Source organism: Lentzea sp. HUAS TT2 (assembly GCF_051853195.1).
GTDB lineage: Bacteria > Actinomycetota > Actinomycetes > Mycobacteriales > Pseudonocardiaceae > Lentzea.
In genome coordinates, this window is the sequence record NZ_CP196667.1 from 8,268,255 (window position 1) to 8,289,141 (window position 20,887).

General features: G+C 69.6%; 2 protein-coding genes (1 of these 2 running past the window's edge). Both read right to left on the reverse strand.

What is annotated here, in order from left to right; translation table 11 throughout:
• Positions 1–2,635 carry the 5' portion of a non-ribosomal peptide synthase/polyketide synthase gene (locus tag ACSHWB_RS39355; protein WP_439658396.1) on the reverse strand. 16,784 nt of this gene lie to the left of the window's left edge, so 2,635 of the gene's 19,419 nt are visible here — the first part of the coding sequence; its start codon is at positions 2,633–2,635; its stop codon lies off the left edge, out of view.
• On the reverse strand, positions 2,632–20,814 hold the full coding sequence (locus ACSHWB_RS39360; protein ID WP_439658397.1) for a non-ribosomal peptide synthase/polyketide synthase: 18,183 nt from the start codon (positions 20,812–20,814) through the stop codon (positions 2,632–2,634). Before ACSHWB_RS39360 ends, ACSHWB_RS39355 begins: the two co-directional genes overlap by 4 nt.
• Positions 20,815–20,887 lie beyond the last annotated feature (73 nt).

The window sequence follows — 20,887 nt, forward strand, 5'->3', positions numbered from 1 at the left end:
GGTCGTCGGCCCGGCCCTGGTACTCCAGCAGCCCGTCGGCCGTCCACCGCACGACGTCACCGGTCCGGTACATCCGCGTACCCGGTTCGCCGAACGGATCGGCCAGGAACCGGTCGGCGGTCAGCCCCGGTCGGCTCAGGTAACCGCGAGCCAGTCCGGCACCCGCGACGAACAGCTCGCCGGCGACACCGACCGGCACCGGTGCCAGCGCGTCGTCGAGGACGTAGACCCGCATGTTGTCCAACGGGCGCCCGATCGGCACCGCGTCCGGCACCTGCTCGGCATCGGACAACTGGTGTGAGGTCGCGAACGCCGTGGCCTCGGTCGGGCCGTAGACGTCCGTGACCGTGAGACCGGGACAGGCCGCCAGGATCCGGCGCACAGCGGACGCGGACACCACGTCGCCGCCGGTCCAGACCTCGCGGACGCCGGCGAGGCAGTCCGGCGCCTCCTGGGCCACGGCGTGGAACAACCCGGCCGTGAGGAACACGGCGGTCAGACCGTGCTCGGCGACCATCCGCCGCAGTACATCCGCATCCACATCGCCGGGTGGTGCGACCACGAGCTTGCCGCCGTTGAGCAGCGGCACCCACAGCTCATAGGTTGAGGCGTCGAACGCGCACGGCGAGTGCAGCGGCACGCAGTCGTGGCCGTCTTCGAAGCGGCGATCGGCGGCCAGCGCGACCACATCGCGGTTCCGGATCCCCACGCCCTTCGGCGCGCCCGTCGAGCCGGAGGTGTACATGACGTACGCCAGGTTGTCGGGGTCGATCGCGACATCGGGATCGGTGTCCGGCCCGTGCTCGCCGTCCACCAGGATCACGTGACCGGAGTGGATCTCCCTGGCCGTCGTCTCCCAGGCAGGGTCGGTGATCAGCACCGTCGCGCCGGTCTCCAGCAGGAGCGAGCGCAGCCGGTCTGCCGGTGCTCGGACGTCCAGCGGCAGGTACGCCCCGCCTGCCTTGACGATCGCCAGCTCGGCGACGACCAGGTCGGCCGAGCGGTCCATCAGCAGGCCGACCGCGTGCTCCGGCCTGGCACCGAGCTGAATCAGGTGGTGCGCCAGCCGATTGGCTCGGGCGTTCAGCTCCGCATAGGTCAACGACAGTCCGTCGGCGATCAGGGCGACGGCGTCGGGGTTCTGCCGGACCTGTTCGGCGAACAAGCCCGCGACCGTCCCCTCTGGACAGTCATGCTCGGTGTCGTTCCACTCCACCAGCACCCGGTCCCGCTCGGCACCGGACATCAACGGCAGCCGCGACACCGGCTGTTCCGGATCGTCGGCGATGGCCTCGGCCAGCCGCACCAGGTGCCCGGCCAGCCGGGTGATCGTGGTGGCGTCGAACAGGTCCGTGCTGTAGTCGATCGAGCCGCGCAGCACACCGGCCGACTCCTGGAACTCCACGGTGATGTCGAAGTTCGTCGTGCGCCTGGTCAAGGCGACCGGGCCGACGTCGAGGCCGGTGAACTGCGGCGACTCGCCCTGGGCTCCGTGCAACAGGACCATGACGTCGAACAACGGGTTGTGGCTGGGATCGCGCTCGATCCGCAGCACCTCGACCAGCTTCTCGAACGGCGCCTCGTCGTGCGCGAAGGCGTCCAGCACGGTGTCCTTCACCGCGTCCAGGAAGTCCGCGAACCTCGCCGACGCGTCCACAGTGGAGCGCAGGACGACCGTGTTCACGAAGAACCCGACCATCCGCTCCACCTCGGGCCGTCCCCTGCCGGAGACGACCGTGCCGAGGGCGACGTCCTGCTGACCGCTGTACTTGGCGAACAGCACCTTGCAGGCCGCGACCAGAACGGTGAACAGGGTCGTGCCGTGAGCTCGGGCCAGTGCGGCCAGACCGGTGGCGGCCTCCGCAGCGATCTCGAACTCGTGCGTCGCCCCCGCCGAGGTCCGCACAGCGGGCCGCGGCCGGTCCGTCGGCAACGCCAGCGGGACGACGTCGGCCAGTTTCCCGGTCCAGTAGTCGAGGTGCTGCTCCATCGCGGCACCGGCCAGCCGGGCGCGCTGCCAGACCGCGAAGTCGGCGTACTGCAGGGAAACCGCCGGCAGCTCGACTCGCCCGTACAGCTTGCTCAGCTCATCGACGACGATGCCCATCGACGCGCCGTCGGTGACGACGTGGTGCGCGGTGAGCAGCAGGACGTGCTCCTTGGCGTCGACCTGGACGAGCAGCGCCCGCCACAGCGGTCCCTGCTCCAGGTCGAACGTCCGGGAGTACTCCTCGAACAGCACGCGGTCCAGCTCGTCCTGTCCCAGCTCCAGGACCGGCAACGGGAGGCCGGCCGGGGAATGGACGATCTGCACGGCGTCACCGTTCAGATCGTCGATCGTGGTCCGCAGGGACTCGTGCCGCGCCACCAGCTCGTCCAGCGCGGACCGCAGTGCGGTGACGTCCAGCTCCCCCACCAGCCGGAGGGCCACCGCACTGTTGTACTCGGAGTCCCCCGGATGGAACTCGTTGAGGAACCACAGCCGCTGCTGGGCGAAGGACAGTGGGAGTGAACCGCCCCGCTCGGCCCGAGGGATCACGTCGGTCCGTTCGGCGCCTCCCGCCAACCGGCGCTTCAACAGCTCCCGCATCTCGGCGGGCAGTGCGTCGATCCGACTCTGCTTGGATCCGGTCATCGCTGTTCCCCCGCTGTTCCGTGCCCGGATTCCCCGACGAGCCGTTCCAGCTCGAGCAGGACCTGTTCCTCGACCACCTCGGCCAGTGCCAAGACCGTTCTCGCGACCAGCACGTCCCGCGGTGTCAACGAGATGTCGAACGCCTCCTTGGCCTTGGCCGCGATGCCGAGACTGCTCAGCGACTCACCGCCGAGCGCGAAGAAGTCGTCGTGGATCCCGACCCGTGGCACGCCCAGCGCCTCCGCCCAGATCTCGGCGAGGATCCGTTCGGTGTCGGACTCCGGCTCGACGTACTCCGTCGACTGCACGACGCCGGAGGGTTCCGGCAACGCCTGCCGGTCCAGCTTCCCGTTGGGGCTCAACGGCAACCGGTCCAGCACGACGAACGCAGACGGGACCATGTACTCCGGCAACGACTCGGCCGCCATGGCCCGGAGCTCGCCGGCGAGAGCCTCGTTCGACGTCGCCACATAGGCCACCAGCCGTTGGTCACGCGCCACCACGACGACGTCGTCGACCTCGCCGTGCTGACGCAGGACCGTCTCGACCTCGCCGGGCTCGATCCGGAACCCGCGGACCTTCACCTGGTGATCCGCCCGGCCGACGAAGGTCAGCTCGCCCGAAGAGTTCCACCGCACCAGGTCCCCGGTCCGGTACATCCGGGATCCGGCCGGGCCGAACGGGCACGCCACGAACCGTTCCGCTGTCAGGCCCGCTCGGTTCAGGTATCCCCGAGCCAGTCCCGCTCCGGACACGTACAGCTCCCCGATCACGCCCACCGGAACCGGGCGCAACGCACGATCCAGGACGTAGGCCTGGGTGTTCCAGATCGGCCTGCCGATCGAGGGCACACCGCCCGGCGACAGCGGACCACTCCACGTCGACACGACCGTGGACTCCGTCGGGCCGTACGAGTTGATCATCCTGCGGCCCGGCGCCCACCGCGTCACCAGCTCCGCCGAGCACGCATCTCCGCCCACGGTCAGCACGTGCAACCCCGGCAACTCCACACCCTCCGGAACAGTCGACAACGCCACCGGCGGAATCAGCGCATGCGTGACGCCCTGGGACAGGACGACGTCGGCCAACGCCTCACCCAGCAACGGCCCCGGCGGAGGCACCACCAACGCCGCACCGACCGGCAAGGACATGCACAGCTCCAGCACCGACGCGTCGAAGCTCGGCGACGAGAACTGCAACACCCGATCACCGGCGCCGACCTGGTAGTGCTCGGCCTCCGCCGCCGAGAAGCTCGCGAGCCCGGCATGGGACACCACAACGCCCTTCGGCGTCCCGGTGGATCCGGACGTGTAGATCACGTAGGCGGCATTGCCCGGCGACACAGCCGGCCGTTCCACCTCGGCCGATCCCTCCACAACGGACTGATCGAGGACCAGCACATCGCCAGGCAGCGCCGCGGCGAGATCGGCGGTGGCCACCACCAGCACGGGACGGGAATCCGCCAGCATGAACTCGATCCGCTCCGCCGGATAGGCCGGGTCGACCGGCAGATACGCGCCGCCGGCCTTCGCGACGGCCAGCTGCGCCACCACGATGTCCACCGACCGCGGCAGAACCAGCGCCACGATCGCCTCTGGCCCGACCCCACGCCCGATCAGCACGTGTGCGAGCCGATTCGCGCGTGCGTCCAGCTCGGCGAAGCTCAACGCCGAGTCCTCGAACACCACGGCCGGCGCCTCAGGAGTCCGCGCCACCTGACGTTCGAACAGCTCGGCCAGCGTCAGCAGAGGCATGTCCCGCGCGGTGTCGTTCCACTCCACCAGGACCTGATCCCGTTCGCGCCCGGCCAGCACGTCGATCTGTCCCAGAAGGACGGACGGGTCGGACGCGACGAGCCCGAGCACACGGGTCAGGTGCCCGGCGATCCGTTCGACACTCGCCCCGTCGAACAGCTCGGGGTCGTAACCGAACTCGACCGACAGCCGCTCGCCAGGCGACACCACCACGCTCAACGGGTAGTTCGTCGTCTCCACCGCCGACAACGCGCGCAGCCTCAACCCGCGCACAGCGGCGGCCTCGTCGTTGATCGGGTAGTTCTCGAACACCAGGATGCTGTCGAACAGGTCTGTCCCGCTCGGCAGTCCGCTCCACCCCTGCAGCTTCCCGAGCGACACGAAGTCGAACCGCCGGGACTCCGCCTGAGCGGCCTGCAACTCCCGCAGCCAGTCGGCGAGGCCGGCCGTCTCCTCCACGTCCACCCGGACGGGCAGCGTGTTGATGAAGATGCCGGTGATGTCGTCCACGCCGGGCAGATCGGCCGGACGACCGGACACCGTGGCGCCGAAGCAGACGTCGTGACGCCCGCTGTACCTGGACAGCAGCAACGCCCAGGCGCCCTGCACCACGGTGTTCACGGTCAACCCGTTGTGCTGGGCCATGTCCCGCAGACGACTCGTCTCCTCGGCGGCCAACTCGAACGGCAGCCACTCCGACGAGCGGGTGGCGTACCTCTGAGCCGGCGTTCGGTCATAAGGCAAGGTCGCCGGTGCCTCGTAGCCCGCGAGCTGCTGACGCCAGTAGGTCTCAGCAGCGGAGTGGTCCTGCTCCGCCAGCCACCGGAGGTACTCGCGGAACGGCCGGCGACTCGACGGCGTGGGCGGCCGTCCACCGGACAGCGCGGCGTGCGCGTCGAACACGTCCGACAGCACCCGGAAGACGCTCCAGCCGTCCAGCAGGACGTGGTGGAAGGTCCACAGGACCTGGACCTCGGTGGCCGACAGCCGTGCCAGCACGAGCCTCATCAACGGCACGGTCCGCAGGTCCAGCCCCTCGGCCCGATCTGCCGCGAGAAGCTCCGCCAGCTTGCGCTCCCGGTCCTCCTCGGAGGGCGAGTCCCAATCGAGGAACGTCACCGGGACAGAAGCCTCGGCGTGGACCAGCTGCAACGGCTCGGCGACACCCTCCCAGACCATGCCGCTGCGCAGCACCGGTGTGCTGTCGACGACGTGCTGGAACGCGCGGGCCAGCACCTCGGGATCGGGCACGCCGTCGAGCACGAACGTCGCCTGCTCGAAGTAGAGACCCTGCCCTTCCTGCGACAGCCCGTGGAACACCATGCCGGCCTGCATCGGCGTCATGGGGTAGACGTCCTCGGCCGAACGCCCGTCTCCCACGAGCCGGTCCACCGCGGCCTGGTCGAGCCCGGCCAGCGGGAAGTCGGACGGGGTGCGACCACCCGCGCCCGGCTCGGCGCAGTGCGCGATGATCTCGCGCAGCGCCGCCACCAGCTTCTCCGCCAGCACGCGGACCGTGCTCTCCTCGTGCACGTTGTCCGAGTACAGCCAGGTGAACTCCAGTCGCCCAGCTTCGACACTTCCCACCACGTCGAGGAGATGTCCGCGCGTGGCCTCGGCGCTGATGTCGGACTGGAGACCGCCGAGCACCTCGTGGAACAGCCCGTCACCGAGGCTCGTCCAGTCGAACCGGCCCAGGTAGTTGAAGCTGACCGGTGCCGTGGGCGTCACGTCGCGGCCCGCGAGGTAGCGCAGGGCTCCGTAGCCCAAGCCACGGCGTGGCACGGCCCGCAGCCCTTCCTTGACCGACTTCAGCGTCGAGCCCCAGTCCCCCGTGCCGCCGTCCAGGACCACAGGGAACATGCTCGTGAACCACCCCACCGTGCGCGAGACATCCACGCCGGCCAGGACTTCCTCACGACCGTGCCCTTCCAGGTCCACGACAACGCGGTCACGTCCGGCCCATCGGCCCAGGACCCGGCCCAGCGCCGCCAGCAGCACGTCGTTGACCTGCGTCCGGTAGGTCCCGGGAACGTCGCGCAGCAACGCCTCGGTCTCCGCGACGCCCAGCCCCACCGACAGCGACCGGACCGAGGAGGCGGTGTTCTCGCCGTCGTGGTCCGCCGGGAGTCCGGTGTCGGCCGGGATCTCCGCCCAGTGCGCCAGCTCGTCGTCGAACCCGCCGCCGAGCGTGAACTCGTTGAGCCGCAACGCCCAGTCGCGGAACGCGGTCGTCTTCTGCTCGGCGTTGACCGGCTCACCCGCGGCCAGCTTCTGATAGGTGGCGTCGATGTCCTCCAGCAGGATCCGCCACGACACGCCGTCGACCACCAGGTGATGCACGGCCAGCAACAACACCGGCCGCCGGTCACCTTCGAACCGGAACAGCACGGCCTTCAGCAACGGTCCGTCGGCGAGGTCGAAGCCCGCGTGCACCTCGGCGGAAACCTTGCGCACAACCGAGTCGCTCTCCGCTTCGGACAGGTCGTGGATCTGCAGCAGATCAGCCTGTTCGACTGGAGCGTTGTGCTGCGTCCAGCGGCCGTCGACCACGTCGAAGCACATCCGCAGCGCGTCGTGGTGGGCGAACACCGCCTCCAGCGCGCCGCGGAGGGCCTTCTCGTCCACTCCACTGCTCAGCTCGACCGTCACCGACTGGTCGAAGTGCCCGGCGTGATCCGGGTTGATCTCGAAGTACCAGTGCTGGATCGGCGTCAGCGGCACGTCGCCGGTCACCACACCCTGGTCGACCCGCTCGACGACCACCTCGCTGACACTGGCGGCGAGCGCCGCGACCGTGGAGTTGCGGAACAGGTCCCTCGGCGTCATGCCGAATCCGGCCTTCCGGGCCCTCGACACCACCTGAATGCTCAGGATCGAGTCGCCGCCCAGCTCGAAGAAGTCGTCCTCAACACCGACCTGCCGCACACCCAGGACCTCCGCCCAGATCCGCGCCAGTTCGGTCTCCGCGGCGGTGCGCGGCGCGACGTGGTCGGCCAGGGCGCTGTGGAAGTCCTTGGCCGCCAAAGCGTTGCGGTCGACCTTCCCGTTGAGGGTCAGCGGCAGCTCGTCCAGCACCAGCACCGCGGAGGGGACCATGTAGTCGGGCAGCTGCACGGCCGCGTGCCGCCGCAGGTCCTCCACCTCGACACCGCCACCGTTCTCCGGCACGACGTAGGCCACGAGGCGTTTGACGCCGCTGCGGTCCTGGCGGGCGATGACCACGGCCTCACCGACACCGTCGTGCCCGGTCAGCGCCGACTCGATCTCGCCGGGCTCGATCCGGAACCCGCGCACCTTGACCTGGTCGTCGGCGCGGCCGACGAACTCCACCACGCCGTCGTCCGTCCAGCGCGCGACATCGCCCGTCCGGTACATCCGGCCGCCCGGTTCACCGAACGGATCGGCGATGAACGACTCCGCGGTGAGGCCGGGGCGGCCCAGATAGCCGCGCGTGACGCCGGCTCCGGCGATGAACAACTCCCCCGGCGCACCGATGGGCAGCGGCCCGAGGCCGCCGTCCAGGACGTAGACCTGCTTGCCGTCCATCGGACTTCCGATGGGCACGATGTCCGGCACCGGGTCCGGCGAGCGGAAGGCGGTCGCGAACGTCGTCGTCTCGGTCGGGCCGTAGCCGTCGACGACGGTCAGTCCCGAGCAGGCCTCCAGCACCCGGCGCACCGCGCCCGCGGACACGACGTCGCCGCCGGTCCACACCTCCGACACGCCCGCCAGGCAGGTCGGATCGTCCTGTGCCAGCACGGTGAACAGGCCCGCCGTCAGCCACAACGCCGTCACCCCGTGCCGGGAGATCAAGGCGCGCAACACGTCGGGATCGACGTCACCCGCCGGCGCCACCACGACCCGGCCGCCGGTCAGCAGCGGAACCCACACCTCGTACGTCGAAGCGTCGAACGCCGAGGCGGAATGCAGCAGCACCCGGTCGTGCGCACCGGTGAACCGCCGGTCAGCAGCCAACGTGACGACGTCGCGATGGCACACCGCCACGCCCTTCGGTACACCCGTGGAGCCCGACGTGTACATCACGTACGCAAGGCTGTCCGGATCGATGTGGACCGCGGGCGGTTCGCTCGACTCGTCGTCGACGTCCGCGGCACGGATCACCGAACCGTTGTGCGCCAGGGACGCGGTCACGTTCCACTCCTGATCGGTGATCAGGACGGACACGTCGGCCTCGGCCAGGATCGTCCGCATCCGTTCCACCGGAGCGCGGAGGTCCACCGGCATGTACGCCCCACCGGCCTTGAGCACCGCCAGCTCGGCGACGACGAAGTCGACGGAACGATCCATCAGCAGGCCGACCCGCTGTTCTCCGCCGACGCCCAGCCGTTGAAGGCGATGCGCCAGCCGGTTCGACCACCCGTCGAGCTCCGCGTAGGTCAGGGACTGCTCGTCCGACGCCACCGCGACCGCGTCCGGCGTGAGGGCCACCTGAGCGGCGAACTTCCCGGGAACCGTCGCGTGCTCGACCTCGCGGACGTTCTCGTTCCACTTCAGCAGCACGTGGATGCGCTCCAACGGGGACACCGTGTGCAGCTTGCGCAGAGGACGGTCGAAGTCCCTGGCGATGCTCGCCAGCAGCGCTTCGAGGTTCGCCGTCATCCGCTCGATCGTGGTGGCCTCGAACAACGCCGGGTCGTAGTCGAGCCTGATCGACAGTTCGGGGCCGGGGCTCACCACGACCGTGAGCGGGTAGTTGGTCGGCTCCACGTCCTGCGACTCCACCAGGCCGATGCCGTGACCGGCCGTGGCGCCCGGATCGAACGGGTAGTTCTCGAACACCACGATGCTGTCGAAGAGGTTGGTGCCGCACCAGTTCTGCAGCTGGGCCAGGGAGACGTACCCGAAGCGCCGCGACTCCGCCTGGGAGGCCTGGAGATCCCGCAGCCACGGGACCAGCCGCCTGGCGCCCTCGACGTTCGCCCGCGTCGGCACCGTGTTGATGAACAGGCCGATCATGGTCTCCACGCCGGGCAGTTCGGCCGGCCGGCCGGAGACTGTCGTGCCGAACACCACGTCCTGCTGACCGCTGTAGGCCGACAACAACGCGGCCCACGCGCCCTGGACGACCGTGCTCAGCGTCAAGCCGTTCTCTTTCGCCGCCGTGCGAACACGTTCGGACTCCTCGGCGGACAGCGTGACGCGGACCGTCTTGGAGGAATGCGTCCGATGCGCCTCGCCGGGTTTGCGGTCGTAGGGCAACGGGGTCGCGGAGTCGACGTCACCGAGCAGCGAACGCCAGTACTCCTCGGCGGCACCGAGGTCGCGTTCGGACAGCCATTCCAGGTAGTCGCGGAACGGACGCCTGACGGGAAGGTCCGGCACCCGAGCCTCGACGATCGCCGCGTACTGCTCGCACACCTCGGCGAACAGCTGGGCCGCGCTCCACCCGTCCAGCAGGACGTGGTGGAACGTCCACACGAGGAGCACCTCGCCGGGCCCGGTCGTGATCACGACGAGCCGCATCAGCGGTGGTGCGGCGAGATCCAGTCCCTCCGCCCGGCCCTCGGCGAGGACACGGGTCAGTTCGGCGTCCTTCCGCTCGTCCGTCCACTCCGTCCAGTCGTCGTAGCGGACCGGCAGCACCACATCGCGTTCGACGACCTGCAACGGTTCGGCGAACCCGTCCCACACCACACCGCTGCGCAGGACCGGGGCGCGGTCGACGACTCGTTGCCATGCGGCTCCCATCGCCTGCGGATCGCCGACTCCGGACAGGCGAAGACGCACCTGGTTCAGGTAGGCACTCGACCCCGCGTCCTCCACCAGGCTGTGGAACAACATCCCGGCCTGCATCGAGGTCAGCGGGTAGACGTCCTCGACGCGGGACCCGTCGCCCACCAGGAGGTCCACCGCGGTCTGGTCGAGACCTGCCAACGGGAAGTCCGAGGGCGTGCGACCGCCTGCTCCCGGTTCGGCGCAGTGCGCGATGATCTCGCGCAGCGCCTGGATCATCTGCCGCGCCAACGACTCGACCGTCGACTCGCGGTGCACGTCCGGCGAGTAGTACCAGGTGAGTTCCAACGCTCCGTGCTCGACCTTGCCGACAACGTCGAGCAGGTGCGGCCTCGGTGCCTGCGGGTTCGCACTACCGCCCACACCGCCGTGAATCTCCTGGAAGAGACCGGTCGTGTCCCAGTCGAACTGGCCGAGGTAGTTGAAGCTGATCTGCGGGGACGCCTCGGACACCGACAGGGTGGTGCCGGCGAGATGGCGGAGCGCGCCGTGACCCAGGCCGCGTCCGGGCACCGAGCGCAGCTGCTCCTTGACCGCTTTCAGCGCCGAACCCCAGTCGTCGGCACCGGCGTCGAGCACCACCGGGAACATGCTGGTGAACCACCCGACGGTCCGGGACAGGTCGACGTCTCCGAACAGCTCCTCCCGGCCGTGTCCCTCCAGGTCGACGAGCACCTGGTCACGGCCCGTCCACCCGGACAGCGTCCTGGCGAGCGCGCTCAGCAGGACGTCGTTGACCTGCGTGCGATAGGCCGCGGGAGCGTCCTGCAGCAACGCCCTGGTGTCCTCGGCCTCCAGGCGCACCACCACTTCCCGCATCGACCCGATGGTGTTGGCACCGTGATCGTCGGTGGGCAGCGCCGGATCGGTGGTCACGGTCGCCCAGTGCGCCAGCTCGTCGGAGAATCCGCCCCCGCGCACGTGCTCGGTGAGCCGCATGGACCAGTCGCGGAACGACGTGGTCTTCGGTGGTAACGCGAGGTTCCGGTAGGCGGTGTCGATGTCCTCCAGCAGGATCCGCCACGACACGCCGTCGACCACGAGGTGGTGCACCGCGATGAACAGCTGCTGAGTCTCGCCGAGGTCGAACAACACGGCCTTGAGCAGTGGCCCGTGCCGCAGGTCGAAACTCGCGTGGACCTCGTCGATCGCCGCCTGCACGTCGGGCAGGTGGTGGATCTGGAGAACGTCGGCGGGCTCGACCGGGGCGTTGTGCTGCGTCCAGCGGCCGTCGATCTCGTCAAACCGCATCCGCAAGGCGTCGTGGTGAGCGGTCACCGTGGCCAGCGCCTTCGCCAGCGCCGCACGGTCGATGCCGAGGTCCAGTTCGGCGAGGATCGACTGGTTGAAGTGCTCCGGGTGCACGGTCTGGTTCGCGAAGAACCAGTGCTGGATCGGCGTCAGGGGCACGTCACCGGTCACCGGGCCCTGGTCGACGGCCTTCAGCACCGCGCCCGCACCCGCAGCGGCCAGCGAGGCCACGGTCGGATGCCGGAACAGGTCCCGGGGCAGCACCGTGAGACCGGCCTGACGGGCGCGGGAGGCGATCTGGATGCTGAGGATCGAGTCGCCGCCCAGTTCGAAGAAGTTGTCCTCCACACCCACCTGTGGCACGCGCAGGACCTCGGCGAAGATCCGGGCCAGTTCCAGTTCCTCGGCATCACGGGGTGCCACGTGGCCGGACGTCGTCAGCGCCGCCCAGTCGACCTCGGGCAGCGCGCGGCGGTCGACCTTGCCGTTGACGTTGAGCGGCAACCGGTCCAGCGGCACGAACACCGAGGGCACCATGTAGTCCGGCAGGGTGCGCGCCAGGAACGCCCGCAGCTCGGTGGTGTCGGGGGTTCCGACGACGTAGGCGACGAGCCGCCTGCGACCGGCGCTGTCGGCGGTCGCGACGGTGACGGCCTCGGCGACGTCGTCGTGGCCCAGCAGCGCGGCCTCGATCTCGCCGAGCTCGATCCGGAACCCGCGGATCTTCACCTGGTCGTCGGTCCTGCCGACGAACTCCAGTTCACCGCCGGCGGTCCAGCGGACCACATCACCGGTGCGGTACATCCGTTCGCCCGCGACGCCGAAGCCAGGCACCGCCACGAACCGGTCCGCGGTCAGCCCCGGCTGGTCCAGATACCCGCGGGCGAGCCCGGCACCGGCGATGTACAACTCCCCCGGTGCACCGATCGGCACCGGCCGCAGCGCACTGTCCAAAACGTACACACGCACGTTGTCCAGCGGACGCCCGATCGGCACGACATCGGGGACCTCGGCCACACCGACCATGCTTCGCTGAGTGGCGTACGTCGTGGTCTCGGTCGGCCCGTAGACGTCGACCACGACAAGCCCTGGGCAGGCGGCAGCCACGCGCCGCAACGCCGCGGCGGGAACGATCTCGCCGCCCGTCCAGACCTCCTGTGCGCCGGCGAGGCAGTCCGGTGCGTCCTGGGCCACCATCCGGAACAGCCCGGACGTGAGGAACATCCCGGTGACGCCGTGCTGGTCGATCATCCGGCGCAGCACGTCGGCGTCCACGTCGCCCGGCGGTGCCAGGACGACCCGTCCGCCGTTGAGCAGGGGCACCCACAGCTCGTACGTCGAGGCGTCGAAGGCCAGCGGCGAGTGCAGGAGCACGCACTCGTGCCCACCGCCGCGGAACCGGCGGTCACGGGCGAACGAGGTGACGTCGCGCTGGCGTGCCATCACTCCCTTCGGGGTGCCCGTCGAACCCGACGTGTACATCACGTAGGCGAGGTTCTCCGGATCGACGACCACGGCGGGTGGATCAGTTGGCTCCCACACCAGATCGCGGTCCACCACGATGCGGTGTCCACTGTGGACGTCAGCCGACTCCCAGCGCTGATCGACCAGTAGCACCGAGACATCGGCCAGTACGGCGCGCATCCGTTCGACGGGAGCGCGCACGTCGACCGGCACGTACGCGCCACCCGCCTTGACGACCGCGAGCTCCGCGACCACCACGTCGATCGAACGCTCCATCAGCACACCGACGAGGTCATCGGCCCGCACGCCCAGGTCGATCAACCGGTGCGCGAGCTGGTTCGCCCGCGAGTCCAGTTCGGCGTAGGTCAGCGATCCGGCGTCGGACGTCACGGCCACCGCCTCCGGCGCGCGGCTCACCTGTTCCGCGAACAGGCTCGACACCGTGGCCGGCGCCAGCTCGTTGCCCGTGCTGTTCCACTCGACGACCATCTGCCGGCGTTCGTCGGCTGTCGTGACGAGGAGCTGGGACACCCGCCTTTCCGCGTCCTCGGCGATGCCGCCCAGCACGAGCACGAGGTGGTCGGTCAGCCGGTTGATCGTGGCCGCGTCGAACAGCGCCGGGTCGTAGCCGAGCTCGACCGACAGCTGCCGTCCGGGCGTCACCATCACGCTCAGCGGGAAGTTCGTCGTCTCCACCGCGGACAGCTCGCGCAGTCCCAGGCCGTGCGCGGCGGCGGCCTCGACGTCGATCGGGTAGTTCTCGACCACCACGATGCTGTCGAACAGGGTGATGCCGCTCTTCTGCAGCCGCGCCAGCGAGACGTGGCCGAACCGCTGGGCCTCTGCCTGGCCCGCCTGCACCTCCCGCAGCCACGCCGGCAGGTTCTGCCGTGGGTCGACGGCCAGTCGGGTGGGGATGGTGTTGATGAACATGCCGATCATCGACTCGACCCCGGCCAGCTCGGCCGGGCGGCCGGACACGGTCGTCCCGAACACCACGTCCCGCTGACCGCTGTAGGCGGACAACACCAATGCCCAGGCGCCTTGGACGACCGAGCTCAGCGTCAGCCCGGCCCGCTGGGTCATCGCGCGCAGCCGGTCCGTCTGCTCCGTGGAGAGAGTCGCATCCACGGTGTCCGACGACTCGGCGTGGTGGGCGTCCAGCGGCGGCCGGTCGTAGGGCAGGGGCGTGGGCGAGTCGAGGTCGCCGACGACGTCCTGCCAGTACTTGTCACCCGCGTTCTGGTCCTGGTCGGACAGCCACCGCAGGTAGTCGCGGAACGGCCGGCGGCTCACCGGTTCGGGAGCGCGGCCTCCGGCGAACGCGGCGTGGGCGGCGAACACGTCCGACAGAACGCCGAAGATGCTCCACCCGTCGAGCAGCACGTGGTGGAACGTCCACACGACCTGCACCTCGGTGGCGGACAGTCGCGCCAGCGCGAGCCGCATCAAGGGAGCGGTCCGCAGGTCGAGTCCCCGTTCGCGGTCCGCGGCCAGGAACTCGGCGAGCCGCTGTGCCCGATCAGTGGCGGACAGGTCGCTCCAGTCCATGAAGGACACTGGAACCGACGCCTCGCGCATGACCAGTTGCACCGGCTCGTCGACGTCCTCCCAGACGATGCTGCTGCGGCACACCGGGTTCTGGTCGGCCGCGTGCTGGAAGGACTGTGCCAAGGTCCGCGAGTCGCGAACACCGTCGAGCACGAACGTCAGCTGCTGGAAGTAGACGCCCTGATCACCCTGCGAGACCCCGTGGAACACCATGCCCCGCTGGGCCGGGGTGAGCGGGTAGACGTCCTCGACCGTGCGGCCGTCACCGGCGAGGAGGTCCACACCCGCCTGGTCCAGGCGCGCGAGCGGGAAGTCCGACGGAGTGCGTCCGCCTGTCTCAGGTTCCGCACAGTGCGCGACGATCTCCCGCAGCGCCGTGACCAGGTCCTCGGCCAGTGCTCGGACCGTGCTCTCGTCCTGCACGTCCTCCGAGTAGAACCAGGTGAACTTGAGCGTTCCTTCCTCGACCATGCCGACGATGTCGAGCACGTGGGTACGCCTGGCCGCCGGGTCGTCACTCAGCTCCAGTCCACTGTGGAGTCCCTGGTACAGCGCGCTCTCGCCGGTCACCCAGTCGGCCTGGCCGAGGTAGTTGAACCGCACCGGTGGCGCGGGCGTGTGCGGCAGCTTGTTCGCGAGGTGACGCAGGGCGCCGTACCCCAGTCCGCGCCGCGGGACCGAGCGCAACTGCTCCTTGACCGACTTCAGCGCCACGCCCCAGTCGCCGGAGGTCGCCTCCAGCACCACCGGGAACATCGTCGTGAACCACCCCACCGTGCGAGAGGTGTCCACCCCGGCGAGGATTTCCTCACGACCGTGGCCTTCCAGCTCCACCACGACCCGGTCACGCCCCAGCGCCCGGCCCAGCGCGGCCAGCAGCACGTCGTTGACCTGCGTCCGATAGACCTCGGGAACGTCCTGCAGCACCGCCTTCGTCTCCGCGGCGGTCAACGCCACCGAGACCGACCGCGTGGACGCGACACTGCCCGAGTCGGTCTCCGCGGTCGGGGTGACCGAGTCCCAGTAGGTCAGCTCGTCGTCGAACCCGCCGCTGAGCGCGTGCTCGGTGAGTTTGCGCGACCAGTCCTGGAACGACGTGGTCTTCGGGCTCAGGGCCGCGTTGCGGTAGGCGGCGTCGAGGTCCTCCAACAGGATCCGCCACGACACGCCGTCGACCACCAGGTGATGCACGGCCAGCGACAGCACCGGCCGTTCGCCACCGACCTGCAGCACCGCCTTGAGCAGCGGCCCGCGACCGAGGTCGAAGGTCACCTCGCCGTCGGACAGGTTCCGCACCTCGAGAACATTCGCGATCTCGGCGGGCGCGTTGTTTTGCGCCCATTGGCCGTCCACGAGCTCGAACCGCATTCGCAGGGCGTCGTGATGTTCGATCACCCTGTTCAACGCGCTGCGGAGTGCGTCCTGGTCGACGTCGCCGGCCAGTTCCACCGCGAGCGACTGGCCGAAGTGCTGCGGGGCCGTGCGGGAGTCGAACAGCCAGCGCTGAACCGGCGTCAGGGGCACCGGGCCCGTCACCGGGCCCTGGTCGAACACCCCGGACGGCGCCGTCGTCACGTGCGGGGCGAGGGACGCGACGGTCTGATGGAGGAACAGGTCCCTCGACATCACCGACAGGCCCGCCTGGCGCGCCAGGGACACGACCTGGATGCTCAGGATCGAGTCACCGCCCAGGCCGAAGAAGTTGTCCTGCACGCCGACCCGTTCAATGCCGAGCACGTCGGCCCAGATCTGGGCGAGCACGCGTTCGACGTCGGTCCTGGGCTCCACGTAACCGGTGCGGCCTGCGCCGAAGTCCGGTTCGGGCAGGGCGGAACGGTCGAGCTTGCCGCTGGAGTTGAGCGGGAACGCGTCGAGGGCGACGAACGCCGACGGGACCATGTAGTCCGGCAACGTCCGGCCGAGGAGATCACGCAGTTCGGCGACGTCGACGGCCGCAGCGACGACGTAGGCGACGAGCCGTTTGTGCCCGGACTCCTCCTGCCGAACCACCACAACGGCTTCCTTGATGTCGTCGTGCTGCCGCAGCGCGGCCTCGACCTCGCCGAGCTCGATCCGGAACCCGCGGATCTTCACCTGGTGGTCGGCCCGGCCGAGATACTCCAGTTCGCCGGCGCGGTTCCACCGCACGACGTCCCCGGTGCGGTACAGCCGGGTACCCGGCTCGCCGAACGGGTCGGCGATGAAGCGATCCGCCGTCAGGCCCGGCCTGTCGAGGTAGCCACGCGCGAGGCCGCGGCCGCCCAGGTGGAGTTCGCCGGGAACGCCGATCGGGGTGGGGCGCAGCGACGGGTCGAGCACGTAGGCCGTGGTGTTGGCGATGGGCCGGCCGATCGGCGGTGCCTGCTGCTGGTCGCCGCCGTCGGAATACCAGGCCGCCGCGTAGACCGTCGCCTCGGTGGGGCCGTAGATGTTGGCGATCCTGCTGCCGGGCAGCGCGGTGCGGATGTCCCGGACCAGTGCCGCCGGCAGCGCCTCACCCGCGAGGACGACGGTGTCCGCGCTGAGGGGTAACCGGTCCTGAGCGAGCAGTTGGGCGAACGCCGACGGAACCCCGCCGATCAGGCTTACCTGCCCGGTCACCGCGCCCTCGCCGAGCGCCAGCAGGTCGCGCACGATCTCGACGGTGCCGCCGACGGCCAGCGGGCCGAAGATCTCGAACACGGACACGTCGAAGGTCAGGGAGGTCGACGCCACGACACGGGCCAGACCGGTCGCGCCGAACTCGGCCGCCGCCCAGGCCACCAGGTCGACCATGCTCCGGTGGGAGACCACGACTCCCTTGGGGCGGCCGGTCGAGCCGGACGTGTAGATCACGTACGCCGGGTTGTCCACGAGCAGAGTGCTCGCCGGATCGTCTGCCGGGCTCGCGGCGAGTGCTTCGACGACAGCGGGTTCGTCGAGGACCAGCCTGACCACGCCCTCGTGGTCAGGGATCCGGTCAGTGGTCGTCGTCAGGACCAGCGAGGGCTTGGCGTCGTCGAGGATCAGGGAGATCCGTTCCGCCGGGTAGCCGGGGTCGATCGGCAGGTAGGCGGCACCGGACTTCAGCACGGCCATGGCCGCCACGACCAGCTCGGCGGACCGGGGCATCGCCAGCACGACGGACCGTTCGGGTCCCGCGCCCGCGCTGATCAGCAGATGTGCCAGCCGGTTGGCTCGCTCGTTGAGTTCCACATAGGACAGCCGGACGTCATCACAGACCAGGGCCGTGGCTTCCGGTGTCCGTGTCACCTGCGCTTCGAACAACGCGGGCAGCGTCATCGGGGGAACGTCCTGCGCGGTGTCGTTCCACGCCTCGACGACCTGCTGCCGTTCAGCATCGGTCAGCAAGGGCAGCTGCGCCAGTGTGCTACCCGGCTGGGCGGCGATTCCGTTCAGCAGCACCACGAGGTGCTCGGTCATCCGTTCCACGGTGACCGCGTCGAACAGGTCGGTGCTGTACTCGACCGCGATGTCCATGCCGTCGGATCCGCGCGGCCAGAACTCGACCACGAGGTCGAACCTGGCGGACGGTCGCGGCAGATCCTGCTCGGTGATCCGCAGTCCACCGATCTCGTGCGGCCGCACGACCGCGTTCTGCAGGACGACGAGGGCCTGCACGAGCGGTGTCCGGCTGGGGTCGCGTTCGGGGTGCAGTTCCTCGACGACGTTGTCGAAGGGAACCTCCCCGTTGGCGAACGCCTCCAGCACGGTCTCCCTGACCTCGCGGAGGAACTCGGTGAACGGCCGGACGGGCTCCACCCGCGAACGCAGGACGAGGGTGTTGACGAAGAAGCCGGCAAGTCTCTCCAGCTCGGCTCTCGCACGTCCGGCGACGACGGTTCCCACCGCGATGTCCTGCTGGCCGGCATAGCGCGAGAACAACACCTGCACGGCCGCGGTGAGCGTCATGAACACGGTGGCGCCGTGCTCACGTCCCACTGCCGTCAGTCCGTCGATCAGCTCCGGTGGCAAGGACGCGCGGTGGATCGCGCCAGAGCTCGTGCGCAGGTGCGGACGTGGCCGGTCGGTGGGCAGTTCCAGCGGCTGGACACCGGCCAGCTTCCGCTTCCAGTAGTCCAGTTGCCCGGTTGTGGCCGGGGTGGCCAGCTGAGAACGCTGCCACACCGCGAAGTCCGGGTACTGGATCGTCAGTTCCGGCAGATCCTCACCCGCGTAGAGCTTGCCGAGCTCGTCCACCAGCAGGCCGACCGACCAGCCGTCCGTGACGATGTGGTGCTGGCTGAGCATCAGCACGTGGTCGTCGTCGGCGATCCGCACCAGCACCGCACGGGTCAGCGGGCCCTGCCGGAGGTCGAACGGCAGAGCCAGTTCCTCCGCCAGCACCTGATCGAGATCCATTGTGGACAGATCGACCACGCGCAGCGGAAGGCCGGCCTCCGCGGCCACGACCTGGACCCCACGGCCGTCCACCGTGTGGACCGTTGTCCGCAACGACTCGTGCCGGGCGCTCAGAGCGGTCAGCGCGGCCCGCAGCGCCTCGACGTCCAGCGACCCGGACAGGCGCAGCCCGACTCCGGTGTTGTACTCCGTCCCTCCCCCGGTCAGGTTGTCGAGGAACCACAACCGTTGCTGCGCGGAGGAAAGAGGTAACGCCTGATCCCTGAGAGCAGGCGTTACCTCCGTCTGTGCGGACTCCGGCCGGTCCGGCAGCAGTTCGGCGAGCTCCGCGACCGTGCCGGCGTCGAACACCGCACGCGCGGACAGCCCGATCCCGAACGCGGCGCGCACTCGTGCCAGCACCCGAGCGCCGAGGATCGAGTCACCACCGAGGGCGAAGAAGTCGTCCTCGACACCGACACTGCGCACACCCAGAACCTCTGCCCAGATTTCGGCCAGAATCCGTTCGTTGTCGGTCCGCGGCGCCACGGATCCCACCGCCATGTCCGACGGCTCGGGCAACGCGCCACGATCCAGCTTGCCGTTCGGGCTCAACGGCAAGCGGTCCAGCAGCACGAACACCGCCGGAACCATGTAGTCCGGCAGACTTCCGGCGACCAGGGCCCGCAGGTCGGCCGTCAACGTCTCATCGTCGTTCGACGTGGCCACGTACGCCACCAGCCGCTTACCGCCCGACTGCTGTTCCTGCGCCACGACAACAACATCGTCGACGTCCGCGTGCCCGCGCAGCACCGTCTCGATCTCACCGGGCTCGATCCGGAACCCGCGCACCTTCACCTGGTGGTCCACCCTGCCGATGAACTCCAGGTCCCCAGCCGGATTCCACCGGACCCGGTCTCCGGTCCGGTACATCCTCGAACCAGCAGGCCCGAACGGGCACGCCACGAAGCGCTCCGCCGTCAGGCCCGCACGCCCCAGATACCCGCGCGCCAGCCCGGCACCGGCCACGTACAACTCGCCCGCGACACCCTCGGGAACCGGACACAACCTGTCGTCCAGCACGAACGCCTGGGTGTTCCTGATCGGTCTGCCGATCGGCGGAACCTCCCCGGCCGTCAACGGCTCGCTCCACGTGGAGACCACCGTGGCCTCGGTCGGTCCGTACGAGTTGATCAGCCGTCGGCCCAGGGCCCAACGCGCCACCAGCTCCGCCGAACACGCGTCTCCGCCCACCGTCAGCATCCGCAGACCAGGCAGGTCCACGCCTTCGGGCACCGTCGCCAACGCGATCGGCGGAATCAACGCGTGCGTCACGCCCCGAGACGTCACGACGTCCGCCAACACCTCCCCCAGCAACGGCCCTGGCGGAGGGATCACCAGCGCCGCACCCGCCGGCAACGACATGCACAGTTCGAGCACCGACGCGTCGAAACTCGGCGACGAGAACTGCAGCACCCGATCACCGGGCCCGACCTGGTAGTGCTCGATCTCCGCCGCCGAGAAGCTCGCCAACCCGGCGTGCGAGACGACGACACCCTTGGGACGTCCCGTCGAGCCTGATGTGTAGATCACGTACGCCGCGTTCGCCGGTGACAGCGAAGACGAGCGATCCGGCCGGTGTCCGGCACCATCCTCATCGGACGGTTCATCGATCAGCAATACATCGGAACCAGGCACCACACCGGCGAACTCCGCCGTCGTCACGACCAGCGCCGGCTGCGAGTCCGACAGCATGAACGAGATCCGTTCGGCCGGGTAGGCGGGATCGACCGGCAGGTACGCCCCGCCCGCCTTCGCCACCGCCAGCTGCGCAACAACGATGTCCACCGACCGCGGCAACACCAGAGCCACGATCCCCTCCGGCCCCACCCCACGCCCGATCAACACGTGCGCGAGCCGGTTCGCCCGCTCGTCCAACTCGGCGAAGCTCAACGTCCCGCCGTCGAACACCAAGGCCGTCGCTTCCGGCGAGCGGTCGACCTGTGCCTCGATCAGCTCCGCCAGCGTCAGTCCCGGAAGGTCGGCGAACCGTTTCGCCACAACCGGATCAACGCCATCTCGCTGAGATTCGACCACGCCCGACACACCACCCTCGTGCTCGACCTGGCACACC